Source organism: Pseudomonas sp. Irchel s3a10 (assembly GCF_900187525.1).
In the GTDB taxonomy this organism is placed as follows: domain Bacteria; phylum Pseudomonadota; class Gammaproteobacteria; order Pseudomonadales; family Pseudomonadaceae; genus Aquipseudomonas; species Aquipseudomonas koreensis_G.
This window is the reverse complement of sequence record NZ_FYDR01000005.1, coordinates 376,202-401,978: the sequence shown is the minus strand read 5'-3', so window position 1 is coordinate 401,978 and position 25,777 is coordinate 376,202. Positions and strand designations below refer to the sequence as shown.

The 25,777-nt window shown below is 59.2% G+C and carries 29 protein-coding genes and 1 tRNA gene; 17 read left to right on the top strand and 13 right to left on the bottom strand.

Annotation, left to right across the window (positions count from 1 at the left end; genetic code table 11):
• Positions 1–19: 19 nt before the first annotated feature.
• The 3 genes from CKW11_RS17695 to rpoE are packed head-to-tail and all read right to left on the bottom strand — an operon-like array spanning position 20 to position 2,190.
• The gene (locus tag CKW11_RS17695; protein ID WP_095138538.1) at positions 20–982 is read right to left on the bottom strand and encodes a MucB/RseB C-terminal domain-containing protein; all 963 of its coding nucleotides are present in this window, start codon (positions 980–982) and stop codon (positions 20–22) included.
• Positions 983–990: 8 nt separating this feature from the next.
• Positions 991–1,578: a sigma-E factor negative regulatory protein gene (locus CKW11_RS17690; protein WP_003222558.1), complete on the bottom strand. Its 588-nt coding sequence runs from the start codon at positions 1,576–1,578 to the stop codon at positions 991–993.
• 30 nt (positions 1,579–1,608) lie between these two features.
• Positions 1,609–2,190 carry an RNA polymerase sigma factor RpoE gene (gene rpoE / locus CKW11_RS17685; protein WP_003172477.1) on the bottom strand — a complete coding sequence of 194 codons (582 nt, stop codon included), beginning with the start codon at positions 2,188–2,190 and terminating at the stop codon, positions 1,609–1,611.
• Positions 2,191–2,748: 558 nt separating this feature from the next.
• On the opposite strand from rpoE, the gene nadB reads away from it, so the two are divergent.
• Positions 2,749–4,365 carry an L-aspartate oxidase gene (nadB, locus tag CKW11_RS17680; RefSeq protein WP_095138537.1) on the top strand — a complete coding sequence of 539 codons (1,617 nt, stop codon included), beginning with the start codon at positions 2,749–2,751 and terminating at the stop codon, positions 4,363–4,365.
• Here nadB and CKW11_RS17675 read toward each other — a convergent pair.
• Both CKW11_RS17675 and CKW11_RS17670 read right to left on the bottom strand, forming a co-directional pair.
• Positions 4,334–4,786 carry a protein YgfX gene (locus CKW11_RS17675; protein ID WP_095138536.1) on the bottom strand — a complete coding sequence of 151 codons (453 nt, stop codon included), beginning with the start codon at positions 4,784–4,786 and terminating at the stop codon, positions 4,334–4,336. The two genes, nadB and CKW11_RS17675, sit on opposite strands and share 32 nt — an antisense overlap.
• Positions 4,770–5,024, bottom strand: a complete 255-nt coding sequence (locus tag CKW11_RS17670; RefSeq protein WP_007963266.1) for a succinate dehydrogenase assembly factor 2 — start codon at positions 5,022–5,024, stop codon at positions 4,770–4,772. The genes CKW11_RS17675 and CKW11_RS17670 overlap by 17 nt, the downstream gene beginning before the upstream one ends.
• A gap of 150 nt (positions 5,025–5,174) precedes the next feature.
• Here CKW11_RS17670 and CKW11_RS17665 point away from each other — a divergent pair, with 150 nt between their 5' ends.
• Together CKW11_RS17665 and CKW11_RS17660 are read left to right on the top strand one after the other, a co-directional pair.
• Positions 5,175–6,116, top strand: a complete 942-nt coding sequence (locus CKW11_RS17665) for a folate-binding protein YgfZ (protein ID WP_095138535.1) — start codon at positions 5,175–5,177, stop codon at positions 6,114–6,116.
• Positions 6,117–6,151: 35 nt separating this feature from the next.
• Positions 6,152–6,973, top strand: a complete 822-nt coding sequence (locus tag CKW11_RS17660) for an HDOD domain-containing protein (RefSeq protein WP_095138534.1) — start codon at positions 6,152–6,154, stop codon at positions 6,971–6,973.
• Positions 6,974–7,125: 152 nt separating this feature from the next.
• On the opposite strand, the gene CKW11_RS17655 is transcribed toward CKW11_RS17660, so the two are convergent.
• Both CKW11_RS17655 and CKW11_RS17650 read right to left on the bottom strand, forming a co-directional pair.
• Positions 7,126–8,511 (bottom strand): sensor histidine kinase, encoded by a 1,386-nt coding sequence (locus CKW11_RS17655; protein WP_095138533.1) that lies wholly within the window; start codon positions 8,509–8,511, stop codon positions 7,126–7,128.
• Complete coding sequence (locus CKW11_RS17650; protein ID WP_003222545.1) at positions 8,504–9,175, bottom strand: response regulator; 672 nt, start codon at positions 9,173–9,175, stop codon at positions 8,504–8,506. The genes CKW11_RS17655 and CKW11_RS17650 overlap by 8 nt, the downstream gene beginning before the upstream one ends.
• 236 nt (positions 9,176–9,411) lie before the next feature.
• On the opposite strand from CKW11_RS17650, the gene CKW11_RS17645 reads away from it, so the two are divergent.
• From CKW11_RS17645 to CKW11_RS17625, 5 genes are all read left to right on the top strand, one after another.
• Entirely contained in the window at positions 9,412–10,704 is a 1,293-nt protein-coding gene (locus CKW11_RS17645) for an OprD family porin (protein WP_095138532.1), read from the top strand.
• Between the two features lie 94 nt (positions 10,705–10,798).
• The gene (locus CKW11_RS17640; protein WP_007963261.1) at positions 10,799–11,776 is read left to right on the top strand and encodes a tripartite tricarboxylate transporter substrate binding protein; all 978 of its coding nucleotides are present in this window, start codon (positions 10,799–10,801) and stop codon (positions 11,774–11,776) included.
• A 58-nt stretch (positions 11,777–11,834) separates the two neighbouring features.
• On the top strand, positions 11,835–12,293 hold the full coding sequence (locus CKW11_RS17635; RefSeq protein ID WP_095138531.1) for a tripartite tricarboxylate transporter TctB family protein: 459 nt from the start codon (positions 11,835–11,837) through the stop codon (positions 12,291–12,293).
• 1 nt (position 12,294) lies between these two features.
• A complete protein-coding gene (locus CKW11_RS17630) occupies positions 12,295–13,809 on the top strand; it encodes a tripartite tricarboxylate transporter permease (protein ID WP_095138530.1) in 1,515 nt (504 codons plus the stop codon).
• Complete coding sequence (locus CKW11_RS17625) at positions 13,802–14,833, top strand: AbrB family transcriptional regulator (protein WP_095138529.1); 1,032 nt, start codon at positions 13,802–13,804, stop codon at positions 14,831–14,833. Before CKW11_RS17630 ends, CKW11_RS17625 begins: the two co-directional genes overlap by 8 nt.
• A 119-nt stretch (positions 14,834–14,952) precedes the next feature.
• Here CKW11_RS17625 and ung read toward each other — a convergent pair whose 3' ends face one another.
• Entirely contained in the window at positions 14,953–15,645 is a 693-nt protein-coding gene (gene ung, locus CKW11_RS17620; RefSeq protein ID WP_007963257.1) for a uracil-DNA glycosylase, read from the bottom strand.
• A 132-nt stretch (positions 15,646–15,777) separates the two neighbouring features.
• On the opposite strand from ung, the gene CKW11_RS17615 reads away from it, so the two are divergent.
• The gene (locus tag CKW11_RS17615; protein WP_095138528.1) at positions 15,778–16,890 is read left to right on the top strand and encodes an enoyl-CoA hydratase/isomerase family protein; all 1,113 of its coding nucleotides are present in this window, start codon (positions 15,778–15,780) and stop codon (positions 16,888–16,890) included.
• Between the two features lie 65 nt (positions 16,891–16,955).
• On the opposite strand, the gene CKW11_RS17610 is transcribed toward CKW11_RS17615, so the two are convergent.
• On the bottom strand, positions 16,956–17,375 hold the full coding sequence (locus tag CKW11_RS17610) for a hypothetical protein (protein ID WP_095138527.1): 420 nt from the start codon (positions 17,373–17,375) through the stop codon (positions 16,956–16,958).
• 606 nt (positions 17,376–17,981) lie between these two features.
• On the opposite strand from CKW11_RS17610, the gene CKW11_RS17605 reads away from it, so the two are divergent.
• The 7 genes from CKW11_RS17605 to CKW11_RS17575 all read left to right on the top strand — a co-directional run bounded on the left by CKW11_RS17605 (position 17,982) and on the right by CKW11_RS17575 (position 22,139).
• Positions 17,982–18,212, top strand: a complete 231-nt coding sequence (locus tag CKW11_RS17605; protein ID WP_095138526.1) for a cysteine-rich CWC family protein — start codon at positions 17,982–17,984, stop codon at positions 18,210–18,212.
• A gap of 33 nt (positions 18,213–18,245) precedes the next feature.
• The gene (locus tag CKW11_RS17600; protein WP_095138525.1) at positions 18,246–18,938 is read left to right on the top strand and encodes a pseudouridine synthase; all 693 of its coding nucleotides are present in this window, start codon (positions 18,246–18,248) and stop codon (positions 18,936–18,938) included.
• Positions 18,939–19,254: 316 nt separating this feature from the next.
• Complete coding sequence (locus CKW11_RS17595; RefSeq protein WP_095138524.1) at positions 19,255–20,139, top strand: alpha/beta fold hydrolase; 885 nt, start codon at positions 19,255–19,257, stop codon at positions 20,137–20,139.
• A gap of 158 nt (positions 20,140–20,297) precedes the next feature.
• Positions 20,298–20,371: transfer RNA gene (locus tag CKW11_RS17590), tRNA-Gly, on the top strand.
• Between the two features lie 266 nt (positions 20,372–20,637).
• Positions 20,638–20,817, top strand: coding sequence for a type II toxin-antitoxin system HicA family toxin (locus CKW11_RS17585; RefSeq protein ID WP_007963251.1), 180 nt, complete (start codon positions 20,638–20,640; stop codon positions 20,815–20,817).
• Between the two features lie 36 nt (positions 20,818–20,853).
• Positions 20,854–21,261 (top strand): type II toxin-antitoxin system HicB family antitoxin, encoded by a 408-nt coding sequence (locus tag CKW11_RS17580; RefSeq protein ID WP_095138523.1) that lies wholly within the window; start codon positions 20,854–20,856, stop codon positions 21,259–21,261.
• A 149-nt stretch (positions 21,262–21,410) separates the two neighbouring features.
• Entirely contained in the window at positions 21,411–22,139 is a 729-nt protein-coding gene (locus CKW11_RS17575; RefSeq protein ID WP_095138522.1) for a class I SAM-dependent methyltransferase, read from the top strand.
• A gap of 126 nt (positions 22,140–22,265) precedes the next feature.
• Here the strand turns inward: CKW11_RS17575 and tam are convergent, their stop codons facing one another.
• A complete protein-coding gene (gene tam, locus CKW11_RS17570; RefSeq protein WP_095138521.1) occupies positions 22,266–23,036 on the bottom strand; it encodes a trans-aconitate 2-methyltransferase in 771 nt (256 codons plus the stop codon).
• Between the two features lie 150 nt (positions 23,037–23,186).
• The gene (locus CKW11_RS17565; RefSeq protein ID WP_095138520.1) at positions 23,187–24,272 is read right to left on the bottom strand and encodes a type I restriction endonuclease; all 1,086 of its coding nucleotides are present in this window, start codon (positions 24,270–24,272) and stop codon (positions 23,187–23,189) included.
• Positions 24,273–24,492: 220 nt separating this feature from the next.
• Between CKW11_RS17565 and CKW11_RS17560 the strand changes: the two genes are divergently transcribed.
• The gene (locus CKW11_RS17560; RefSeq protein ID WP_047598058.1) at positions 24,493–24,903 is read left to right on the top strand and encodes a low affinity iron permease family protein; all 411 of its coding nucleotides are present in this window, start codon (positions 24,493–24,495) and stop codon (positions 24,901–24,903) included.
• A gap of 100 nt (positions 24,904–25,003) precedes the next feature.
• Here CKW11_RS17560 and CKW11_RS17555 read toward each other — a convergent pair whose 3' ends face one another.
• Together CKW11_RS17555 and CKW11_RS17550 are read right to left on the bottom strand one after the other, a co-directional pair.
• A complete protein-coding gene (locus tag CKW11_RS17555) occupies positions 25,004–25,507 on the bottom strand; it encodes a DUF4142 domain-containing protein (protein WP_095138519.1) in 504 nt (167 codons plus the stop codon).
• Positions 25,508–25,582: 75 nt separating this feature from the next.
• Positions 25,583–25,741, bottom strand: a complete 159-nt coding sequence (locus tag CKW11_RS17550; protein WP_003222499.1) for a KGG domain-containing protein — start codon at positions 25,739–25,741, stop codon at positions 25,583–25,585.
• Positions 25,742–25,777 lie beyond the last annotated feature (36 nt).

Sequence of the window (25,777 nt, the reverse complement as noted above, 5' to 3'; positions counted from 1 at the left end):
GGAAATGACTGAAATCAGCTCACTGCTTGCTGGTTGCAGCGCCATCGTTACGCATCGACAAGGCAATTCTTTCAGCTGTGCCAATTGGGATTTCGCCAACCACCGTAACCATTATTTCGCCCTGAGGCGTGGTGAGACGACGGGAAACGGCGACGGTCGGACCGAGTTGCGTGCGCGTATCCGTGACTGTCGCACCGTTCAACGGTTCCAGAAACACCGAGAAACGCGCCAACCCGTCGTCATACATCAGGCTATTAACCTGAGTTTTGGTTTCCTGGTCTTTGTGCGAGGTGCTGCTGGTCAGTTCGAAGCCAGGTGGCAACCAGTCGGAACGCCAAACCTGAGCTGTCTTGACGGCAGACGCCTTGTCACTGTCAAGCGTAACTGCCTTGCACTCGGTGCCAGCTTGCAGGTCTTTGTCCGACGGAACATCTGCGGTATCAAGACTGGTGAACTGGAAACGCTCGAGTAACTGCCCCTTGTCGTTGAGCAACAACGATTTCAGTGGCAACCCGGTCTGTTTATCCAGATGCAGTTCGAAACCATAGCGATGCTGATCGCGAGGCGTCAGCGACACGATGACCGCATCACGCCCGGCCACGCGCGACTTGCCGATGACAGCAAGGTCATACCAGTTTTTCAGCTTTTGGGGATCAAGCGAACGAGCGGTCGAGTTGGGAGAATCTCCCAACCCCGCAATCAGGGTGCCGCTGACGCATTGAGTATGCCCATCAACGCGCACGACTTCCTGTGCCGATCCGTCGAGCTGAAGCAAACGCTCGCGAACCTGACCATTCTGGACGCGGTGCCAGATATTGTGGGTAGAAAAACTACCGTTACGCTCGTATACGAAAGTGCCGCGGAAGCTTTGCTGCTGCTCGGCCTGACCCAGGCGAATCAACCATTCCTGGGCCTCGTCGGCATGGGCTGGAACAACAAACCAGCCGCTGAGCAGAAGCGAAAGTAGAGGTATGGCGCGCATGATCCTCCTTAACGGTTTTCCATGCTTGCTGCACGCGCATAAGGCAGAGCGCTTTCAGTACCTTTCAATGCAGCCTGCTGAGCATGCTGACGCAGATAGCCTGGCAGACGCTGATCGTGCCAGCCTGGCTGTCCCTGCAGGACGCCATTGGCCATCGGACCAGTGGTTTCCGAGCTTTCCTTGTAGCCTGCCAGAACAGCCGGGCCTTTGACCTGCGGCGCAACCAGCGAAGGCTGATTGGACTGCTGGGCCAGCTCGACGCCAGCGATTTCGTCCTGGTTATACAGGCGCACACCAGCCAGTACTGCAACGGTCACCGAAGCCGCAACGGCCAGACGACCAAGGTTGCGCCAAGGGCCGCGGGATACTTTGGCCGGAGCCGTTTCGTCTTCCAACGCAGCAGAAACTGCCGCAGCAATGTCCAGACGCGGAAGCAGCAGATCCTTGTGCATGGCTGCCCGAGCGATCTGATAACGAGCCCAGGTCTCACGGGTTTCAACATCGTCCAGTGCATTGATCACTCGACGCAATTCCAGTTCGTCCGCTTCGTTATCCATCACTGCGGACAGCGATTCCTGCAGGGCTTCACGACTCATGGCGTTCCTCTCTTGGCTGTCGCCGCTGTCTCAGTTTTCCTGCAACAACGGCTGCAGGGCTTTATCGATGGCCTCCCGAGCGCGGAAAATCCGGGAGCGCACGGTACCCACCGGACATTGCATGACGCTCGCAATGTCCTCGTAACTCAGACCATCGAATTCACGTAAAGTTAAAGCCGTACGCAAATCCTCTGGCAGTTGCTGAATGGTTCGATGGACGGTGCCTTCGATCTCATCCCGCAGCAATGCGCGTTCCGGTGATTCGAGATCTTTCAGGCCATGATCGCCGTCGTAGAACTCTGCATCTTCAGAACTTACATCGCTATCCGGCGGCCGTCGGCCGCGTGAAACCAGATAGTTTTTTGCCGTGTTGATGGCAATGCGGTAAAGCCACGTATAGAACGCGCTATCTCCGCGAAAGTTTCCTAGCGCTCGGTAGGCCTTGATAAAGGCTTCCTGAGCCACATCCTGGGCTTCATGGGTGTCGTGCACAAAACGCACGATCAACCCGAGAATTTTGTGCTGATATTTCAGCACCAGCAGATCGAAAGCTCGCTTGTCGCCACGCTGAACACGCTCGACCAGCTGCTGATCCTCTTCCTGGGTTAGCATGAACACTCCTCGATAAGCATGGAGGAGGCTTGCATAACTAAACGACCAGACTTGCAAACATAGACTCGGGCTTTTCGCAAAAGTTCTCCCCCTCCAGGCAAGTTTCCTGCGGGCTCTGATTTGGCACGCACGAAAAACGCAGCGCGGGATAAACCGGCTGCGCGAATAATCTTGTCATCGGTTCGCCGGCAAAAACCCAATCGCAGGTTCTGCATTGAAGCCGACACTGTCCCGTGCTTCTGGCAACTGACTATTGATCTTGGGCCTCTGGCAAAAGTTCCAATTATTTATAGCCGGGCTGAAGCGACATTGAGCAACCGTGTGCTGAAAAAGCCTGTTTCATCCTCGATACAGTCGCCTTTTCCGAAAACGACGGAAAAAAACGTCCGACGAAACGTCAAGCTTTTGTCGTCACAGTAGTTTCACAATGCCATACGAGCCCGGCTATTGTGCCGCTCCACCCCTCTATATACTAGTGGGCTGTGTGGCTGTCTTGACTCGCCGATCCAGCTGTCTTGCGCCAACCCCGATCCGGGTCGCTTTGAGCGGAATCCTGAAATGAGCCAACAGTTTCAACACGATGTTCTGGTGATTGGCAGCGGCGCTGCCGGTTTGAGTCTCGCACTGACCCTGCCGGGTCATTTGCGCGTCGCGGTATTGAGCAAAGGTGATCTGGCCAACGGCTCGACTTACTGGGCCCAGGGCGGCGTCGCTGCCGTGCTGGACGATACCGATACTGTCGAATCCCACGTCGACGACACCCTGAACGCCGGCGGCGGTCTGTGCCATGAAGACGCGGTGCGCTTCACCGTCGAGCACAGCCGCGAAGCCATCCAGTGGCTGATCGACCAGGGCGTGCCGTTCACCCGCGACGAACAGTCCGGCACCGAAGACGGCGGTTTCGAATTCCACCTGACCCGCGAAGGCGGGCACAGCCATCGGCGCATCATCCATGCCGCCGACGCAACCGGCGCAGCGATTTTCACCACCCTCCTTGCTCAGGCCAAAGAGCGCAGCAACATCGAGCTGCTGGAACAACGGGTTGCCGTTGATCTGATCACCGAACGCCGCTTGGGTATGGACGGCGAGCGCTGCCTCGGCGCCTATGTGCTGAATCGCGCTACCGGCGAAGTCGACACCTACGGCGCACGCTTCGTGATCCTCGCGTCTGGCGGCGCGGCCAAGGTCTACCTCTATACCAGCAACCCCGACGGTGCCTGCGGTGACGGCATCGCCATGGCCTGGCGTTCGGGCTGCCGGGTGGCCAACCTGGAATTCAACCAGTTCCACCCCACCTGCCTGTATCACCCGCAGGCCAAGAGTTTCCTGATCACAGAAGCCCTGCGTGGCGAAGGCGCGCACCTGAAGCTGCCCAACGGCGAGCGGTTCATGCCGCGCTTCGACAAACGTGCCGAACTGGCGCCACGGGACATCGTCGCCCGGGCCATCGACCATGAAATGAAGCGGCTGGGCGTCGACTGCGTGTATCTCGACATCAGCCACAAGCCTGAAGCCTTCATCAAAAGCCACTTCCCGACTGTTTACGAGCGCTGCCTTGGCTTCGGCATTGACATCACCAGGCAGCCGATCCCGGTCGTACCGGCAGCGCACTACACCTGTGGTGGCGTGATGGTTGACCAGCACGGTCGCACCGACGTGCCGGGGCTTTACGCAATCGGCGAAACCAGCTTCACCGGCCTGCACGGCGCCAACCGCATGGCCAGTAACTCGCTGCTCGAATGCTTCGTCTATGCCCGCTCGGCGGCAGCGGACATTCTTGCGCAACTGGATGACGTCACCGCGCCAACCGCCCTGCCCGAGTGGGACGCCAGCCAGGTCACCGATTCCGACGAGGACGTGATCATCGCCCACAACTGGGATGAGCTGCGCCGCTTCATGTGGGACTACGTCGGCATCGTGCGCACCAACAAGCGCTTGCAACGGGCGCAGCACCGCGTGCGTCTGTTGCTGGACGAGATCGACGAGTTCTACAGCAACTATAAAGTCAGCCGCGACCTGATCGAGCTGCGTAATCTGGCGCAAGTCGCCGAACTGATGATCTGCTCGGCCATGGAGCGCAAGGAAAGTCGCGGTCTGCATTACACACTCGACTATCCAAACCTGCTGCCCGAGGCGCTCGACACTATTCTGGTGCCGCCCACCTACGCCGGCTGAACTTGAGCCGCACTCGCAGGCGTCGGTGCACATCCGCTGCCTGCGAGTCTCGCGGTACACAGATCGAGCGCACCCGCCGCTCGCCGCGCAAACGAAAGCGCAATACCACGATCAACGGCAACGCCAGGCTGTCCGGGCGCAGCTGCACCGCTTGCCAACCACCCGCCTGATTCCACAACTGCCAGCCATCGGCGTCGCGGCGCAGTCCGCAAAAAGCCTGCGGATGCGTCAGCAGAATCTGCCGTGGCAACACCCACGCGGCGTGCAGCACACAAGCGAAAGCCCCGAGCAAACTGGCCCAGAGTGGAATCGTCAGAAGAAACAACACACCCAGCGCGAACGCCTGGGCCAACAGATACGCCGCCAGCAACTGCCGTGAGGCATGCCAGCGGCATTCGAAGGTGTTACTTGGGCTGAACACGGTCCAGGATCATCCGGACCATGCGCTGCAGTTCCGGATCTTCGGATTCGCTGCGCTCCATGAACCAGCCGAACATGTCCTGATCCTCACAGGTCAGCAGACGGACATACAAGTCGCGATCGACCTGGTTGAGGTGCGGATAGACCTCTTGCACGAATGGCACCAGCAGCACGTCAAGTTCCAGCATGCCACGGCGGCTGTGCCAGAAGAGGCGATTCAGTTCAACTTGTTCGACCATGGAGCCCTCCTCAAATAGGCGCGCAGTATACAGCCCCGGCGCGGGTCGCACAGTCGGCTTTGGTCGGGCACCACCGATCCTTTATCAACTACCCATTTCAACAACGCGCCCTTATGATGTGCCCCAGACTTTTTTACCCTGCGATGACCCATGGCCGATTCTGCTTTTTTCTGCACCCTGTCTCATGAAGGCGTACTCGCGGTTCGCGGCGTGGATGCCGGCAAATTCCTGCAAGGCCAATTGACCTGCAACATCAATTACCTCAGCGACAGCCAGGCCAGCCTGGGCGCGCGCTGCACGCAAAAAGGCCGGATGCAGTCGAGCTTCCGCATTCTGCTCGAAGGTGACGGCGTGCTGCTGGCAATGGCCAGTGAACTGCTGGAGCCGCAACTGGCGGATCTGAAAAAGTACGCGGTGTTCTCCAAGTCCAAACTGACCGACGAAAGCGCCGCCTGGGTGCGTTTTGGCCTGGAGCACGGCGACGCCGCGTTGGCCAGCCTGGGTCTGAACCTGCCAAGCGAAACCGACAGCGTAGTGCGCAGCGCAGGCCTGATCGCGATTCGCGTCTCGCCGGATCGCGCCGAACTCTGGGTACCGGCCGATCAAGCCGATGCCATCAAGGCCAAACTGTCCGCCGCCCTGCCTGAAGGCGAGTTGAACCAATGGCTGCTGGGGCAGATTCGCGCCGGTATCGGTCAGGTCATGCCGACCACCCGCGAGCTGTTCATCCCGCAGATGCTCAACCTGCAGGCCGTCGGCGGCGTGAGTTTCAAGAAAGGTTGCTACACCGGCCAGGAAATCGTCGCGCGCATGCAGTACCTGGGCAAGCTCAAGCGTCGTCTCTATCGCGTGCAACTGGACGCGAGCGAATTGCCGGAGCCGGGGACCCCGCTGTTCGCCCCAAGCCACAGCAGCGCCATCGGCGAAGTGGTGATTGCCGCCCGCGCCGCAGAAAAGATTGAACTGCTGGCGGTGTTGCAGGCCGAAGCTGCCGAAGCGGGTGATCTGCACCTGGGCGCCCTCGAAGGGCCAGCCCTGCATTTGCTCGACCTGCCCTACGAACTGGATCGCGACCGCGAAATCCAGCGCTGATCGCAGCTTTTGTTGCAACACCCTAGAGAATCTACATGAGCGAGCTGGCGGATAAGGTCCAACAGGATTTGGTTGAGGCCATCGATAACGATGACCTGGTTCTGCCAACGTTACCGGAAGTGGCCCTGCAAATTCGCAAGGCCGCCGAAGACCCGGAGATCAGTGTCAGCGATCTGAGCAAAGTCATCGGCCGCGACACGGCGTTGTCGGCGCGCCTGATCAAAGTGGTCAACAGCCCGTTGCTGCGCGCCACCCAGGAAGTCACCGACCTGCACACCGCGATCACCCGCCTTGGGGTGAACTACAGCAGCAACCTGGCGATCGGGCTGGTGATGGAACAGATCTTCCACGCCCGCTCCGAGGTGGTCGAACAGAAGATGCGCGAAGTCTGGCGCAAGAGCCTGGAAATCGCCGGCGTCAGCTACGCCCTGTGCCGCCGGCATACCCAACTCAAACCTGATCAGGCGGCGCTGGGCGGGCTGGTGCATCAGATCGGCGTGCTGCCGATCCTGACTTACGCCGAAGATCACTACGAACTGCTGTCGGACCCGGTCAGCCTCAACCATGTGATCGACCACATTCACCCGCTGCTGGGCGACAAGTTGTTGCGGGTCTGGGAATTTCCCGAGCAACTGGTGGCGTTGCCGGGGCTGTATCTGGATTTCAAACGCGACTCGGCGCACCTCGATTACGTCGATCTGGTGCAGGTGGCGAGTCTGTATTGTCACAAGGACAGCGATCATCCGTTTGCGCGGATTGATCCGCACAGTGTGCCGGCGTTCAGGAAGCTTGGGATCGATACGGAGAACAAGGAATTGTGCGCGGATCTGGAAGAGTCGCGGACGATGTTTTACTGACCTGTGGCGAGGGAGCTTGCTCCCGCTGGGCTGCGAAGCGGCCCCAAAACCAGGCGGCCTCCCTTCATCAGGCAAACCCTGCACTCAAGGATCACGACTGCTACGCAGCCGAGCGGGAGCAAGCTCCCTCGCCACAAAAGCCACCTCGGCTGCTATCCCGCAATAAAACTCACCCGAACCTTCAAACCGGCCTGCTCGCCATCGTGCAAGGTAATCTGCGCCAGATGCGCCCGGCAGATCTCTCCGACAATCGCCAGCCCCAACCCTGAGCCTGCAACCTGCTGATTGCGCCGATAGAAGCGTTCAAATACCCGATCCCGCTCTTCCAGCGGAATGCCCGGCCCATCATCTTCAACCTCAAGCACCGCCGGCGGCGCGACCCGCAGAATCACGTTGCCGCCGGGTGGCGTATGCGCCAGTGCGTTGTCCACCAGATTGCTCAGCAGCTCATTGAGCAACGTCGGCTCACCGCGCAGCCACACCGGCTCATCCGCCTCCAGCGCCAGCGCGACTCCGCGTGCATGAGCCAACGGCGCCATGGCCATGCCCAGTTCGCGGGCCAATTGACTCAGATCGAGCAACTGCGCACCACCCTCGGCTATCGCCCGGGCACCGTTTTCCACCCGTGCCAGCGACAGCAGTTGATTGGCCAGATGGGTCAGCCGGTCGGTGCTTTGCGCAGAGGATTCCAGGGTTGTGCGCCAGGTTTCCGGCTCAGTCGAACGCAGCCCCAGTTCCAGCCGCGCCTTCAACGCCGCCAATGGCGTGCGCAGTTCGTGTGCAGCATCGGCGATGAACTGCGCCTGCCGCTCGAACTGCCCGCGCAAGCGTTCGGTGAAGTGATTGAGCGCGCGCACCAGCGGCCACAATTCATGTTGCACTTCCACCAGCGGCAGCGGCCGCAAATCATCGGGCTGACGCTCCTCCACCGCCGTGCGCAAACGCTCCAGCGGGCGCAGCGCGGCACTCACCGCAAACCACACCAGCAACAAGGCGCCGATCGCGAGCATGCCCAGACGCAGCAGCGTATCGGCCGCCAGACTGCGGGCCATGCTGACCCGCGCCTCATCGGTTTCCGCAACACGGATTTCCGCCATGCCGTTCATGTTCGGTTCGGTGACGGCTTTGAGCAGGCTGACCACGCGCACGTTCTGCCCGCGATAGGTCGCGTTATAGAAGCGCGCCAGCGCTGGATAATCGTCGGTTCTCGGCGTGCCAGGTGGCGGGCCAGGCAGGTTTTCATAGCCGGAAATCAGCTTCTGATGGATGTCGTTGACCTGGTAGTAAATCCGCCCGGCGCTGTCGTAGGCGAAGGTATCCAGCGCCACGTAGGGCACCTCGGCGCTGAGGGTGCCGTCGCGCTGCGACAGGCCGGCGGCGATGGTCCGCGCCGAGGCCAGCAGGGTGCGGTCGTAGGCGGTATCGGCGGCTTCGCGCCCGTTCCAGTACGCGCTCAAACCACTGGCGAGCATCAACACCACCAGCAGCAACGCGAGGTTCCACAGCAACCGCCAGCGCAGGCTGCTGGGCTTATGCATCGCGGCTTTCCAGCAGGTAACCGAGGCCACGGAAAGTCACGATCGCTACCGGTTGGCCGTCGAGTTTCTTGCGCAGACGATGCACGTAGATTTCGATGGCGTCGGGGCTGGCCTCCTCGTCGAGACCGAACACCTGTGCCGCCAGTTGCTCCTTGCTCATCACTCGTCCCGGGCGGGCGATCAACGCTTCGAGCACTGCCTGTTCGCGAGAGGTCAGGGTCAGCAGTTCTTCGCCGAGGCTGAAGCGCCGGGTGTCGAGATCGTAGGCCAGCACGCCACAGCGCTGTTGGCGCTCGCCACCGAGCACACTGCGTCGCAGCAGGGCTTTGACCCGCGCTTCGAGCTCGGTCAGTTCGAAGGGTTTGGCCAGGTAATCGTCGGCGCCGAGATTGAGTCCGTGTACGCGATCCTTCACATCGCTGCGCGCCGTCAGCATCAACACCGGCAGGTTTTTACCACGTGCGCGCAGGCGTGCCAGCACCTCAAAGCCGTCCATGCGCGGCAGGCCGACGTCGAGGATCGCCATTGCGTATTCCTCACTGCCCAGCGCCAGGTCGGCGGCCACGCCATCGTGCAACACGTCCACGGTCAGACCGGTGCTCTTGAGCGCCTGGGCGACACTTTCGGCCAGTTGCAAATGGTCTTCGACGAGCAGAACACGCATGGATCTCTACCTCATTCAGGGATGGCCGACGCCACTCTTTGCCGCGGAGTTTACAGCCGCAACCGCCGCTGTGAAGCCCGAAACCCGCGAAATCCAGCTGAAAGGTTAGTGAAAGGTTAGCCCGTTAGAGTCCGGTCACGGACAGTTTCGACTGCCGTCGCTGCTGCCACACAGCGATACGAAAAACGCCTCGAAGCGTTTTCGACCAATAAGAACAATAAACGGAGTACACCCGCATGCCGTCCTTGCAGACCAAGGCTCCTACGCCTGTTCGTCCTTCTCGTTTGCGCCACGCCACCCTCGCCAGCACTGCTGCCCTCGCCGGTTTTTCGCCGCTGAGCCATGCCGACTTCATCAAAGACAGCTCCGCCACTTTCGAAACCCGCAACATGTACTTCAACCGCGACTTTCGCGACGGCACCAGTGCCCAGCAAAGCAAGCGTGATGAATGGGCGCAGGGTTTCATGCTCAACCTGCAATCGGGTTACACCGACGGCACCGTGGGGTTCGGTGTCGATGCGCTGGGCATGCTCGGGGTCAAGCTTGATTCGAGCCCGGATCGTACCGGCACCGGCCTGTTGCCGACCCACGATGACGGGCGCGCCGCCAACGAATACTCGAAAGTCGGCCTGACCGGCAAAGTGAAAATCTCCGCCACCGAACTGAAAATCGGCAGCCTGATTCCCGAACTGCCGATCCTCAAGCCGAATGACGGGCGCATCCTGCCGCAGACGTTTGAAGGTGGTTTGCTGACCTCCAAAGAGATCAAGAACCTGACCTTCACCGGCGGGCGTCTGGAGAAGGCCAAGGATCGCGACAGCACCGATTTCGAGGACATCGCCCTCAACAACAAGAACAGCCGTTTCGCCGGTACCGCTGCCGGCAAGCATTTCGACTTTGCCGGCGTGGACTACAAGTTCACCGACAAGATCACCGGCAGTTACCACTTCGCCCAACTCGACGAAGTCTATAACCAGCACTTCTTCGGTCTGGTCGCCTCGCGGCCTATGGGCCCGGGCACCTTCGCCACCGACCTGCGCTTTGCCGTCAGTGACGATCAGGGCGCGGCCCGCGGTGGCGAGATTGATAACCGCTCGCTCAACGGTCTGGTCAGCTATGCCCTGAGCGGCCACAAGTTCAGCGCCGGTTATCAGCACATGTCCGGCGACAGCGCGTTCCCGTATGTCGATGGCAGCGACCCGTACCTGGTCAACTTCGTGCAGATCAACGACTTTGCCGGCGCCGAAGAACGCTCGTGGCAGGCGCGTTACGATTTCGACTTCGCCCGCCTCGGCATCCCTGGCCTGTCGTTCATGAGCCGTTACCTGAGCGGTGACAACATCAAGCTCAAGAATGGCGAAGAAGGCAAAGAGTGGGAGCGCAACACCGAGATCAAATATGTAGTACAAAGCGGCGCCCTGAAGGACGTTGCCGTACGCCTGCGTAATGCCACCTACCGTTCCAACTACTCCGCTCGCGATGCCGATGAAGTGCGTCTGCTGGTGAGCTATAGCGTTGCCCTTTGGTAATTGATTGAAATGCCGGAGTGCTGAAGTTCAAAAGATCGCAGCCTGCGGCAGCTCCTACAAAAAAGCCCTACAACAAGAAACCGTGGAGAAACCAATGAATTTGTCACTGCGTAAAGTTGCTCTGGCCGCTGGCGTCATGTTGTTCGCCGGCCAATTGATGGCTGAACCGAAACGTCCGGAATGCATCGCCCCGGCCTCCCCCGGCGGTGGTTTCGACCTGACCTGCAAACTGGCGCAGAGCGCGCTGGTCAACGAAAAACTGCTGACCAAACCGATGCGCGTGACCTACATGCCCGGCGGTGTCGGCGCGGTGGCGTACAACGCGGTCGTCGCCCAACGCCCGGCCGACGCCGGCACGCTCGTGGCGTGGTCCAGCGGTTCGCTGCTGAATCTGGCGCAAGGCAAGTTCGGCCGATTCGATGAAACCAATGTGCGCTGGCTGGCCGCCGTCGGCACCAGTTACGGTGCCATCGCGGTGAAAAGCGATTCGCCTTACAAGACCCTCGACGATCTGGTCAAAGCCCTGAAGAAAGATCCGAGCTCCGTGGTGATCGGTTCCGGCGGCACCGTCGGCAGCCAGGACTGGATGCAGACCGCACTGATCGCCAAGGCTGCCGGGATCAACCCGCGTGACCTGCGTTATGTCGCCCTCGAAGGTGGCGGCGAAATCGCCACCGCGCTGCTTGGCGGTCACATCCAGGTCGGCAGCACCGACATCTCCGACTCCATGCCGCACATCCAGAGCGGTGACATGCGTCTGCTCGCAGTGTTCGCCGACAAGCGCATCGACGAGCCGGAAATGAAAGACATCCCGACCGCGCGCGAGCAGGGCTACGACATCGTCTGGCCGGTGGTGCGTGGTTTCTACCTTGGGCCAAAAGTCAGCGACGAAGACTACGCCTGGTGGAAAGACGCCTTCGACAAACTGCTGGCCTCGGACGATTTCGCCAAGCTGCGCGATCAGCGTGAACTGTTCCCGTTCGCCATGACCGGCCCGGAGCTGGACACCTACGTGAAGAAGCAGGTGGCGGACTACAAGGTGCTGGCCAAAGAGTTCGGCCTGATTCAGTGATCGTCTCTGTCTAGCGGCTGCGGCCTCGCGCATCGAGGCCTCGGCACAGGAGTTTCCCATGCTCGTTCAACGCATTTTCGCGTCGGTACTGCTGCTGGCCTGCGTCAGCCTGATAGTGATGGCCTGGTCTTACCAGGCGCCTTTTTCCTACGAACCAATCGGCCCTCGCGCCTTTCCGCTCCTGATGCTCGGACTGATGGGCCTGGGTCTGGTGTACATGATCTACCGCCCTTCCCCGATCAAACACAGTGAAGAAGACCCGCCACTGGATCGCGACACCCTGAAGAAAATCGCGCTATGCGTGTTGCTGCTCTTGATCTTTGCGGGCCTGTTCGAACCGCTCGGTTTCATTCTCAGCAGCATTCTCGTCGGCATTCCGATGGCACGTCTGTACGGCGGCCGCTGGTTGCCCGGCGCAATCATCATCAGTTTGTTGAGCATCGGCCTGTACCTGTTGTTCGACAAAGTCATGGACGTGCCACTGCCCTTGGGCCTGCTCGACGTTCTGGAGAACTGATATGGATACCCTTGGATATTTGAGTCACGGTTTCGGGGTGGCACTCACCCCTTACAACCTTGTCACTGCATTGAGCGGCACGCTGATCGGCACTATCGTCGGCCTGCTGCCGGGCCTTGGCCCCATCAACGGCGTGGCACTGTTGATCCCGATTGCATTCGCCCTCGGTTTGCCGCCGGAGTCGGCGCTGATCCTGCTGGCGGCGGTGTATCTGGGCTGCGAATACGGCGGCCGGATCAGCTCGATCCTGCTGAACATTCCCGGCGAAGCCTCCACCGTCATGACCACCCTCGACGGATACCCGATGGCCCGTCAAGGTCTGGCCGGTGTCGCGCTGTCACTGTCGGCATGGAGTTCGTTCATCGGCGCGTTCATCGCCACCTGCGGCATGGTGGTGTTCGCGCCGATCCTGGCGAAGTGGGCGATTGCTTTCGGGCCTGCGGAATACTTCGTGCTGATGGTGTTCGCGATTGTCTGTCTCGGTGGCATGGCCGGTGACCGACCGTTGAAAACCTTTATAGCGGCGCTGATCGGCCTGTTCCTTTCCACGGTCGGCATTGACGCCAACAGTGGGGTTTACCGATTCACCGGGGACAACATCCACCTGACCGACGGCATTCAATTCGTTGTGCTGGTGCTGGGGCTGTTCTCCATCAGCGAGATCCTCCTGCTGCTGGAAAAAACCCACCGTGGGCAAGAGGCGTTCAAGGCCACCGGACGCATGATGTTCAACTTCAAGGAAGCGGCGTCGGTGTTCGCCGTTAACCTGCGCTGCGGCGTTCTGGGTTTCATCATGGGCGTGTTGCCGGGTGCCGGTGCGACGCTGGCCAGCGCCGTGGCGTACATGACCGAGAAACGCATCGCCGGGCCGAACGGCAAGTTCGGCCAGGGTGACAAACGTGGTCTGGCCGCACCGGAAACCGCGATCGGTGCCGAAGCTTGCGGCGCGCTGGTGCCAATGCTGACCCTTGGCGTACCCGGTTCGGGCACCACGGCGGTGATGATCGGCGCCCTGTCGCTGTACAACATCACCCCTGGCCCGATGCTGTTCCAGCAACAACCGGACATCGTCTGGGGCCTGATTGCCTCCCTGTTCATCGCCAACATCATGCTGGTGATCCTCAACATTCCGATGATCCGTATCTTCACGCGTATCCTCGCCGTGCCGAACTGGGCGCTCGTCCCGATGATTGCGATCATCACCGCCATCGGCGTGTACGCAGTGCATGCAACCACCTTCGACCTGTTCCTGATGATCGGCATCGGTATCTTCGGCTACATCCTGCGCAAGCTCGATTTCCCGTTGTCGCCGGTATTGCTCGGCTTCATCCTCGGCGGTTTGATGGAGCAAAACCTGCGGCGTGCGCTGTCGATCTCTAACGGGTCGCTGGAGATTCTGTGGTCGAGCGGGATCACGCTTGGCGTATGGGGCCTGATCGTACTGATGTTGCTGGTGCCGATCCTGCGCATCTGGCGCAAACGTTCGGTCGCCCGGCGCGCCGTTGCCGATGTCTGATCGGTCTTTCAAAACCTGGTGGGGAACTCCGCTGGTCGGTCTGCTTGGCGGTTTCATCGCCAGCCAGATCGGCTGGCCACTGCCGTGGATGGTCGGCTCGTTGCTGGCGATCATCCTGGTGCGCTGCCTGACTCCGTGGCAACTCACGGAAATCCCCGGCGGGCGCAAATGCGGCCAATGGATCGTCGGCATCGGCATCGGCCTGCACTTCACCCCGCTGGTGATGGAGCAGGTGCTGAGTCATTTCGGTTTGATTTTCTTCGGCGCACTGGTCACCAGCCTGTCGGCGGTGGTCGGCGTGTGGTTGATGCGCCGTACCGGCGAAGATCGCGCCACGGCATTTTTCTCGAGCATGCCCGGTGGTTCCGGGGAGATGGTCAACCTCGGCGCGCGCAATGGCGCGCTGCTCAGCCATGTCGCGGCGGGGCAGAGTCTGCGGGTGCTGGTGGTAGTGCTGTGCGTGCCGGCCGCGTTCAAGTATCTGTTGGGCGACGGCACACCGATTTCCCACGCCGGCAACGTCGATTGGCACTGGCTGGCGATTCTGTTTCCTACGGGCGCCCTGCTCGCCTGGCTCTGGCAGCGTTTGCGTCAACCCAATCCGTGGCTGTTCGGGCCGCTGCTGGTCAGTGCCACGGTGAGCATTGTCTGGGATTTGCACATCGGTCTGCCGGACGGAGGCAGCCAGATCGGCCAGTGGCTGATCGGCAGCGGCCTGGGCTGTCACTTCAATCGACAGTTCTTCCGCCGCGCACCGTCATTCATGGGCCGTACGCTGATCGGCACGGCGCTGACCATGTTGATCGCCACATTGGCCGCGCTGGGTTTGAGTGCACTGACCCATCTGGATCTGCGTTCGCTGACGTTGGGCATGATGCCCGGGGGGATTGCCGAGATGAGCCTGACGGCGGAGACCCTGCAACTGTCGGTGCCGCTGGTGACGGCGATGCAGGTGATGCGGCTGCTGTTTGTACTGTTTCTGGCGGAGCCGTTGTTCAAGTACTGGAATCGTAATCCCGAGTAACACTGATATACCGAGTTGCCTTCTTCGCGAGCAAGCCCGCTCCCACATTGGTTATGTGCATGCCGCAAAACCAATGTGGGAGCGGGCTTGCTCGCGAAGGGGCCGGCCCGGTCAGCCGATCAGACCGGCGGCAACCGCCACTCGATCGGCGCCTCACCATTCTGCTCGAGAAACTTGTTGGTCCGGCTGAAATGCCCGCAACCGAGGAAGCCCCGATAGGCCGACAACGGCGACGGATGCACCGAGGTCAGCACCAAATGCTTGGTCGCATCAATCAGCTTCTGTTTGCTCTGCGCATGCGCGCCCCACAGCATGAACACCAAATGCGGCTGGCGTTCGCTGACCAGTTCGATGATCCGGTCGGTGAAGAACTGCCAGCCCTTGTCCTTGTGCGCGTTGGCATTGGCGCGCTCGACGGTCATGGTGGTGTTGAGCATCAACACGCCCTGATCGGCCCAGCTCTGCAGGTAGCCGTGGTTGGGGATGTCGATGTTCAGGTCGCGTTTCAACTCTTTGTAGATGTTGACCAGCGACGGCGGCGCCGGCACGCCCGGTTGCACCGAGAAGCACAAACCATGGGCCTGGCCCGGGCCGTGGTACGGGTCCTGGCCGAGGATCACCACTTTGACTTTATCCAGCGGCGTCGAATTCAACGCGTTGAAAATCAGCGGACCCGGCGGATAGATCTCCTTGCCGGCCGCCCGCTCCTGCTGCAGAAAATTGCGCAACTCCGCCATGTAAGGCTGGTCGAACTCAGCACGCAGTGCCTCCTTCCAGCTCGGTTCGAGTTTGATACGGTCGTCAGCAGTCATGGTCATACCCGGCAAAAACAATGGGGCGAACCCTAGGAAAGCCGACCACGCTTGTCAATTGATCTGACGCAGATCCGGCACTTTCCCACACAGCGATCATACTGAACGCTCAATTTCCCGATCGAGGTCACGATGAATCTGCAGTTCGAAGAACTTACCGGCACCGACGGCGCCCGCCTCGGGATCGCCAGCCTGGATGCTGAAAAGTCGCTCAACGCGCTGTCCTTGCCGATGATCAACGCCCTGAGCGACAAACTGCACGCCTGGGCCAAGGATCCGCAAATCGTCTGCGTGCTGCTGCGCGGCAACGGCGCCAAGGCGTTCTGCGCCGGCGGTGAAGTGCGCAGCCTGGTGGAGGCCTGTCGCGCCCACCCCGGTGAAGTCCCGCCACTGGCGGCGCAGTTTTTCGCCGCCGAATATCGCCTGGACTACAGCCTGCACACCTACCCCAAACCGCTGATCTGCTGGGGCCACGGTTACGTGCTCGGCGGCGGCATGGGCCTGTTGCAAGGCGCCAGCACGCGGATCGTCACGCCGAGCAGTCGCCTGGCGATGCCGGAGATCACCATCGGTCTGTACCCGGACGTCGGTGCCAGTTGGTTTCTCTCACGGTTGCCGGGCAAGCTCGGCTTGTTCCTCGGTCTGACCGGTGCACACATGAACGGCCGCGATGCGATCGATCTGGATCTGGCCGATCGTTTCCTGCTTGAAGAGCAGCAACCGCAACTGATCGAAGGCCTGCTGCAACTCAATTGGCAGGAACAGACCGACATGCAGCTCAACAGTCTGCTCAAGGCCCTGCAACAGGAAGCCGTCGGGCAGATGCCCGAGGCGCAGTGGCTGCCGCGGCGTCAGCAGATCGATGAACTGCTAGACGTCAGCGACGTCACTTGCGCCTGGAAAGCCATCAGCCTGCAACGCGACAGCAGTGATCCGCTGATCGCCCGCGCCGCGAAAACACTCAGCGAAGGCTCGCCGCTGACCGCGCATCTGGTCTGGGAACAGATCCTCCGCGCCCGCTACCTGTCGCTGGCCGAAGTGTTTCAGATGGAATACACCCTGAGCCTCAATTGCTGCCGGCATCCGGAGTTCAGCGAAGGGGTTCGCGCACGGCTGATCGACAAGGATCAGAAACCGCACTGGCATTGGCCGGACATCAACAATGTCCCGGAGGCGGTGGTCGAGGCGCATTTTCACAAGGTCTGGGAAGGTCGGCATCCGTTGGCGGATCTGACGGTTTACTGATTGCCCTGCAAATCGCAGGCACAAAAAAAGCGGCGCTCAATGCGCCGCTTTTTATTTGCGGATGATTACCAGCGACCGCCTCGCCCGCCGTGATCGCCCCGATTGCCGTGATGATCACGTCCGCCCCGGTCACGATCCCAGCCACCACCGCGGTGACCGTCCCAACGACCACGATCGTTGCCGTGCCAGCGACGACTTTCGTAGTAACGCGGCGCTGGCTGGTAATACCGCGGCGCCGCCTGGTAGTACCGTGGCGCCGAGTAGTAACGTGGAGCCGGTTGGTAGTAGCGTGGGGCCGCCTGGTAATAGCGCGGGGCCGAGTAATAGGTGCTGCCGCCGCGGTAGTAAGTGCCGCCCGTGTTGTAGTAGGCCGGCGCGGGTGAGGTGTAGACCTGCGAGCTGTAATAACTGTCTGCGTAGGAGTAGGGAGCGCAACCGGCAACGGAAAACATCATCGCAGCAAGTAGAAGAATTCGTCGATACATGGCGGCCTCCTGGACCGCGGGTAGCCGCACCAGCGACGCTGGCAGGCATCAGTCGTTTATTCGGTGACTGACGAAATATCTGACAGCGTTTTCCGAATCTGGTGCGATTCCGTAACAAGTTGAAACATGTGATTGATGAAATCCTGTTCATTTGCAAAACACTGTCATGCAGCCGCTGCTAACAGCCTTCAGAAAGACCTTCGGCCGCAGCAGTACAGCGCAGCCGACCCGGTTTTTGTCTGTTTGGCCTGGGGCAAGTGCCGGGCGCGCAAAGGCTGCAGACCAATGGTGTCAGTCACACTGAGAATCCCCTGTGGGAGCGGGCTTGCTCGCGAAAGCGCTGGGTCAGTCAACTTCAAGGTGGCAGGAACAGCGCCTTCGCGAGCAAGCCCGCTCCCACAGTTGGTCTGCGCAAGGCCCAGGAATACAGGAACGACCATTCGCGCCACTCAGGAAGCAATTATTTCCCGAAAGGGTTGATCGAGTGCTACCACTCAGCAAGCGGATGCACCTTGCACACGCTGCCGTCCCGGGCCGATCATGCGATGTACCAGGCCAAGCAAACCGGCCGTAACCGCACCTGCGTGGAAATGCCTCACTCGTCCTATGCCTGATTCCGACACTAAACCCGACCTTTGCCCGGCCTGTGGCGCACGCAACGACTGCAGTCTGGCCGACCCGCGCACCGCCGATCAGGCCTGCTGGTGCTACGGCGTGAGCATCGATCCGGCCGTGCTTGAAGCCTTGCCCTCAGCGCTGCGCGACAAATCCTGCCTGTGCCCGCGTTGCGCTCAGGTCGAGGCGCAACTGCAAGCAGCGGCGCGGCCGATCCCGTAAGATACGCGGCCCTTTGTCCGCCGATTCCTGACCATGCGCGTCGACCGTTTCCTCAGCAACCTGCCCCGCTACAACCGTCAGCAGGTTCGCCTGTTGCTGGTGGAAAAGCGCGTGCGGATCGACGGAAAAGTCGTCAGCGACCCGCACAGCGAAGTGCTGGAATTCAGCCGCGTCGAAGTCGATCAAGAAGTCCTGCAAACCGGCAAACCGGCGCGCTACTTCATGCTGCACAAACCGCCCGGCTGCGTCAGCGCCACCCGCGATCCGCAGCACCCGACCGTGCTCGACCTGATCAATGAACCGGACAAGGACGACCTGCACATCGCCGGTCGCCTGGACTTCAACACCACCGGGCTGATGCTGATCACCAACGATGGCAGCTGGTCGCGACGCCTGACCCAACCGCAGACCAAACTGCCGAAGGTCTATTACGTCGAGACCGAACAGGAGATCGGGCCGGACTATGCGCTCACGTTTGCCGAGGGCATCTACTTCGCCTTCGAAAACCTCACCACGCAACCGGCGCAACTCGAAGTGCTCGGCCCGAGAGCGGCGCGCCTGAGCATCGTCGAGGGGCGCTACCATCAGGTGAAGCGCATGTTCGGTCACTTCAACAATAAAGTGCTGCGTCTGCACCGCGAATCCATGGGCCCGCTGTCGCTGGATAACGCGCTAAAACCGGGCGAGTACCGTGCTTTGCGCACCGAAGAGATTCATTTGTTCTAAGCCGGCGACCGCTCAGCAGAAGTTGTCGAACAATTTACCAACGGCACTTGCGCGATCCCCATCCCACTGCTTGAATCAGGACGTCGGCCAGATTGTGACCGATTAGTCACACCATACTTCCAAGAAACTTTTTGCCGGTCGTCAGCCCCTTGGGTTGCGCCTCAGCCGGCAGACTGCCCGCCAATAACAACACCCGTCGACCGTAGTCATGGATCGACATGGGCCAGGCAAATTCCAGGCGTATGCCTACCTGTCACAAAGCTCGTGCAATCTCTATTTGCGCGCATACCCGCTTGCTTGCCAGGAGTCTTATGACATGAGGCCAGAAATCGCTGTGCTGGATATACAGGGTCAGTATCGGGTTTACACGGAGTTCTATCGCGCAGACGCCGCAGAAAAGACCATCATCCTGGTCAACGGCTCGATGGCCACGACTGCGTCGTTTGCACAGACTGTGAAAAACCTGCATCCGCAATTCAACGTGGTTTGCTACGACCAGCCCTACGCGGGCAGGTCGAAAATCCACAACCGCCACGAGAAACATCTGACCAAGGAAGTCGAAGGGCAGATCCTGCTGGAGCTGATCGACCACTTCGGCGCCGAACACGTGCTGTCGTTTTCCTGGGGTGGTGCGGCGACCCTGGTTGCCCTGTCACACCAGCCGCGGCGCATCGAGAAAGCCGTGATCAGCTCGTTCTCGCCGGTGATCAACGCACACATGCTTGATTATCTCGAGCGCGGTGTCGATTACCTCGGCCAGCGCGACGGCGACCGCGTCGGGCACCTGGTCAACAGCACTATCGGCAAACACCTGCCGTCACTGTTCAAGCGCTTCAACTATCGCCACGTCAGCAGCCTGGCCGAGCACGAATACGGGCAGATGCACTTTCACATCAGTGACGTACTGCACAGCGATCGTCAGTGCTATTTGAATGCGGCGAAGAAGATCAACGTGCCGGTGCTGTTCCTCAACGGCGAATGGGATGAATACACCGCCGCCGAAGACGCCCGGATATTCGGCAACCATGTGGCGCACAGCACCTTCACCACGCTGCAGGCCACCGGGCATTTCCTCGACATGGAGCACAAGGCCGCTTGCCGCGATAGCCAGAACGCCCTGCTCGGCTTCCTGAAACCGTCACCGCAGTCGAGCCGAACACGTTACGCGTTCGTCCAGGATCACCATGCATTGGCCATTTGAAGAAGTGTCGTCGCGAGCGAGTCTGTGGGGCTGGAAACGAGCATTGCTTGCCCTGCAGATTTGCCCGCGAATGACCATTTTCAACGCTGTAACGCGCTGCGAGCAAAAGAAAAACTTCAAATCCGCGCCCGACTCTGGTACAAAGTCAGCCGCTCTGAGCGGGTATAGTTTAGTGGCAAAACGAAAGCTTCCCAAGCTTTAGTTGAGGGTTCGATTCCCTCTACCCGCTCCACTCAATCGGGTCTCACGTCGTGGTTATGACGGGGGATGCAGGAACAGAAAAAACCGGCCTACAGGGCCGGTTTTTTTGTGTCCGGGATTTACCCGCATTGCCCCGTAAAGGCCTGCAACACACCTATCATCCCAGCGCGACGCCCCAGCCTAGACTGAATCTTGCCACCGAGCCAATCAAAGGACGATGACCGCTCGGTGGTTATAGTATTGATCAAAAAAAATCAGTAGTTATAGTACCCACCAAGCACACCAAAAGGAGGTGTTGTGAATAGCCGCTTTTTAATCGGTCAACTCGTCGCAGACGGTTGGTATCTGGTGCGGGTCAAAGGCAGTCATCACCACTTTAAACATCCCATAAAACCTGGTCTGGTGACGGTGCCGCATCCAAAGAAGGACCTGCTTAAAAAAACGGCCATCAGCATTTTGAAACAGGCGCTGCTTTGACTCATTCCACCGACAGCGTCCAGGAGGTCCACGAACATGCTTTACCCGATCGCAATTTCAATAGGTGATGAAGAACATGCCTGGGGAGTGGAAGTGCCGGATATTCCCGGCTGTTTTTCTGCCGGGGATGATTTGGATGATGCCGTCGCGATGGCTCGTGAAGCCATTGAGGGTCATTTCGAAATTCTGGCCGAGGACGGTGCGTCGATCCCGCCAGCCAGCAAGCTTGGCGTGCATGTAGCGAACCCGCAGTACGCCGGTTGTGCCTGGGCAGTGGTTGATATCGACGTTACCAAATACCTGGGCAAGGCGCAGAAACTCAACATCACACTGCCCGGCTATCTGCTCAACCGCATTGATGAATACGTGCTTCATCACCCGGAAGAGAAAAGTCGTTCGGGGTTTCTGGCTTCGGCAGCGTTGAAGGTCTTGCAGCAAGGTTGAATGCAAATCGGGCCCTCCGCTAGCATTTCTCCATCACCCACCACCCTCCCCCTGCGCGGCCATCGACGAATACGCGTTTTGACTTTCGAGGGACTCCATGGCGCGGCCCCTGTGCCGCTGATGACCGAACTCAAAAGAGCATTTCCACCATGACGCAAAATATTTACGACGACCCGGAGTTTTTCCAGGGCTACAGCCAGATGAACCGCTCTATAGGCGGCCTTGATGCCGCGCCGGAGTGGCCGGCGCTCAAGGCGTTGTTGCCATCAATGCACGATTTGCATGTGGTCGACCTCGGCTGCGGCTATGGCTGGTTCAGTCGTTGGGCCAGTGAGCACGGCGCCGCCCATGTACTGGGGCTGGATGTCTCGGAAAAGATGCTCGAGCGGGCGCGCGAAACCACTGCGGCGGCGAACATTCGCTATGAACGTGCCGACCTTGAACATCTCGACTTGCCGGCCTGCAGTTTCGATCTGGCCTACAGTTCGCTGGCGCTGCACTACATCAAGGATCTGGCCGGACTGTTCGCTCATCTGTACGCGGCACTTAAACCGGGTTCGTATTTTGTGTTCTCCATCGAGCATCCGATCTTCATGGCGCCGCGCAATCCAGGCTGGCTGGTCGACAGCGACGGTCACAAGCGTTGGCCGCTGGACAGCTATCAGATGGAGGGCGAGCGGGTGACCAACTGGCTGGCCGAAGGGGTAATCAAGCAGCACCGCACGATGGGCACGCTGTTGAATTCGTTGATCGCGGCAGGTTTTGCCATTCGCCATGTCAACGAATGGGGGCCGAGCGATGCGCAGGTGGCGGCGCAACCGGCGCTGGCTGAAGAGCGGGAGCGGCCAATGATGATGTTGGTGGCGGTGCAGCGCTAACTCGCGGCATATACATTGTGGCGAGGGAGCTTGCTCCCGCTGGGGCGCGAAGAGCCCCGAAGATCTTGGGCCTGCTTCGCAGTCCAGCGGGAGCAAGCTCCCTCGCCACAGAATTGGTGTTTGCCTTTACCGAGTCGCGACGATAAACAACCGCGGAAACGGCAACAGCACCGAACCATCGGGCAACGCCGGATACGCCTCGGCAACCGCCACCAGATACTGCTGCAGATACTGCGCCCGCTCCTCTTCGGTCAGCGGGTTCAGAAACGGAATCAAGCCACTGCCCTTGAACCACTCCACCACCCCCGCCGCCCCGCCCGGCAGTTGATGGTGATAGGTGGTGCGCCACACATCGACCCGCGAACAGTGCGGGCGCAACATCGAGAAGTAATCGCTGGCACTCGCCATGTCGGTGCGCTGCCCGGCGGCCCCAGCCAGTTTCGCAGCCCATGGGCCGTTGGCGGCAACTTCGCGCATCAGTCGATGGGAAGGCTCGTTGAGGTTGTCCGGCATCTGGATCGCCAGACTGCCACCATCCGACAGCTTGTTGGCAAGTGCCGGCAGCAACGTCGCGTGATCCGGCACCCACTGCAACACGGCGTTGGCGAAGATCACATCGAACGGCCCTTGATCCGCCCAACTATCGATTTGCGCGACTTCGAACTGCAACTGCGGCAGGCGTTTGCGCGCCGCGGCGATCATGTCTGCCGAACTGTCCAGACCCCGGATCTGCGCCAGCTCAAAACGCTGCACCAGCAGCTCGGTGGAGTTACCCGGGCCGCAACCGATATCGACCACCGATCGCGCCTGAACCGGGGGAATCGCCGCGAGCAGATCACGGGCCGGGCGGGTGCGTTCATCTTCGAAAGCGACGTATTGTCTGGCGGACCAACTCATTGCGTTCTCCTGTCGGGACATTCCTGCGGTTCGTCACAATACAGGTAGCGCCGCGGGCAGTTCCAGACGGGCTTATTGCAAGGGATTTCCACACTGGTATTCGAACGAAAAATGCTAAAAAAAAACCGGCCCTCTGGACCGGTCTCTTATTCAATCGTAGTACCCGACTGTCTTTTTCAGGTGATCCGAATATTCGTAAATATCATCGACTGAGCTAATTGGATGTCGTGTTTCATTTTTATCCTGATCGAAGATACCGATGTACTTCTGAGAACGATTGAAATGCAATCGACAGATAGGCTTGCGATTGTTGTCGTCTAACAAAATACCGAAATAGCTCTGCGTATCACGCTGAACGATGCGCTTGGCATCAACCACAGAGCGAACCAACGCACGAACGATGTGGTAACCCTCAAGCTCTTCCAGTGTTGTTAACACCTTGTCTTCTGACTCGTCGCGCGCATCTATCGGATCCGTCCCAACAATTGCTGACGGTGAGGACACCAACACTGGCTGGATTGCGCCACTCATTGCTGATTTGAGCCGATCATTAATCTGGTCGTTTAAAAACTGTGCCACCGCTTTTCTAGTCAACTCATGGAACTGTTCACGTACTTTTTGTGTAATCACCCCATCGTAGACACGTGATGCAAAGACCTTAACGAAATCATCGTCGGGTTTGCTGACCTGAGCGGCTATGACCTTCTTGATTTGACTGACGTACTTCAGCTCCCCTGCCGCGCTGATTATCGAATCAACATCAAAAGCAGATTTTGTCAGCTTGACCAGTTCGGGAACTGAATACTCATCAATATCCAGAAGGTCGAGCTCAAGAAAAGGTTTTTCGTCCATTTTGTTTGGTGCATCCAGATCCGTAAAAAACTTGTAGATCTGGCCGTTGGTAAGGATTGAGATCCGGGCACTGGTGACATGGAAGTAACGAAAGAGCTGAGACGCGTGGTTTATGTGCAACGGTTCACCGATTTTCTTGCACTCGATGAGTATCTGAACTTCGCCCTCTTTCATGATGGCGTAATCAATTTTCTCGCCTTTCTTCGTACCGATATCGCAGACAAACTCCGGTGTCACCTCTGTCGGGTCAAACACGTCGTAACCCAGAACGGTGCTGATGAACGGCATGACAAACGCATTTTTTGTCGCCTCCTCCGTCTGGATCGCAGCTGCTTGCAACCGTACTTTGGCGGCTAGACTGGTTAATTTCTCGAAGAATTCCATGAATGACCTCTGACTAGTAACTGTCCGTGCATTCGCATGCTGGCGAATTGACTGCCAGTTGATCCTAGACGCAAACCCGCACAAAGAAAGTTTTCTACCCCAAAGTGTTCCGATCTACATCCAGACATGACCGTCTTTATTGGCGACAGGCTTTCTCAGTCGAATTTTCGCAACGCCGTCACTGTCTGAACGTCAGGCAATCCCAATAAGGAACACCGCAATGAAATTCGCGAAAATCTCCCAGACCCTGGCCCTCTGGGCCGGCAGCCCGAAAACCTTCATGGGTGCATTGATTCTGATTTTTCTGTGGGGGTTGAGCGGGCCGATTTTTGATTTCAATGACACCTGGCAACTGATCATCAACACCTCGACGACGATCATCACCTTTCTGATGGTGTTCCTGATCCAGAACACGCAGAACCGTGATACCGACATCCTGCATCTGAAGCTTGATGAGTTATTGCGGGTGAACAAGGAAGCCCAGAATGCAATGCTCGGTCTGGAATCGCTGGATCTCAAACAACTGGAGGCGCTGCGCAAGCATTACCGCAGCTTGGGAGAAAGTGAGGTGTTCAACCTTGAGGGGCTGGGGGAGAAGAGCAAGCCGAAGCAGGATTTGAATGACTGCTAAGTAAAGTTGAACAAAGCAAAAGATCGCAGCCTGCGGCAGCTCCTACACCGTTCTATGTAGGAGCTGCCGCAGGCTGCGATCTTTTGATTTATAGGCGGCATCAGCGGCTGGCTTGCAGCGCTCGGGCCATTTCCAGATGGCTTTGCAGCTTTGGCAGTGTCTCGTCAGCAAATGCCTTGATTTCCGGTACGTCGGTCGACTGCGCTTCCTGCTGGATCTGCTGGATGGCCTCTTCGGTCGCTTTCACCTGGCTTGCGGCGTAGGCCTGGTCGAAGGTTTCACCGTCCTTGACCTGCGGGATCATGCTCTTGGCCTTGTCGGCGATTTCTTCACGGGGCGCGACCGGCAGATCAAGTTTCTTCGCGATCTTCGCCAGATGCTGGTTGGCCGTGGTGCGGTCATTGATCACGACAATGGTGTAATCCTTGACCTCTTTGGATTCGGATTTCTGGTGCGCCAGACGGCTGGCTTCGATGTCGGCCATGCCTTTGGCGGACGCATCGTTGATGAAGTCGGCAGGCGACTGGGCGAATGCACTGCCAGCGAACAAACCCAACAGCGTGGCAAAACTGAAACGACGTATCTGGGTGGCCATCCGGCTCATGGTCGCGCCCTCCTATCTCTGCAAATTCAAGCGGGGGCTTGCGCCCCCGCCTCTCAATCAAAACTACCTCACCGACTACTTCGACTTCTGAGCTGGCTTGCGGCCCATTTCGGTTTTCGCAGGCTCTTTGTCGACTGTCGTGGTGGTGGTTTTCCCACCTTTGCGACCGGCTTCAGACGCCTTGGTTCGATCGTTGGCGAAGTTTCCCGAGTTCGAGTTTCTTGAATTAGGCATGATTCTCTTCCTCTTGGTGTTGATCGTTGGCGAGCA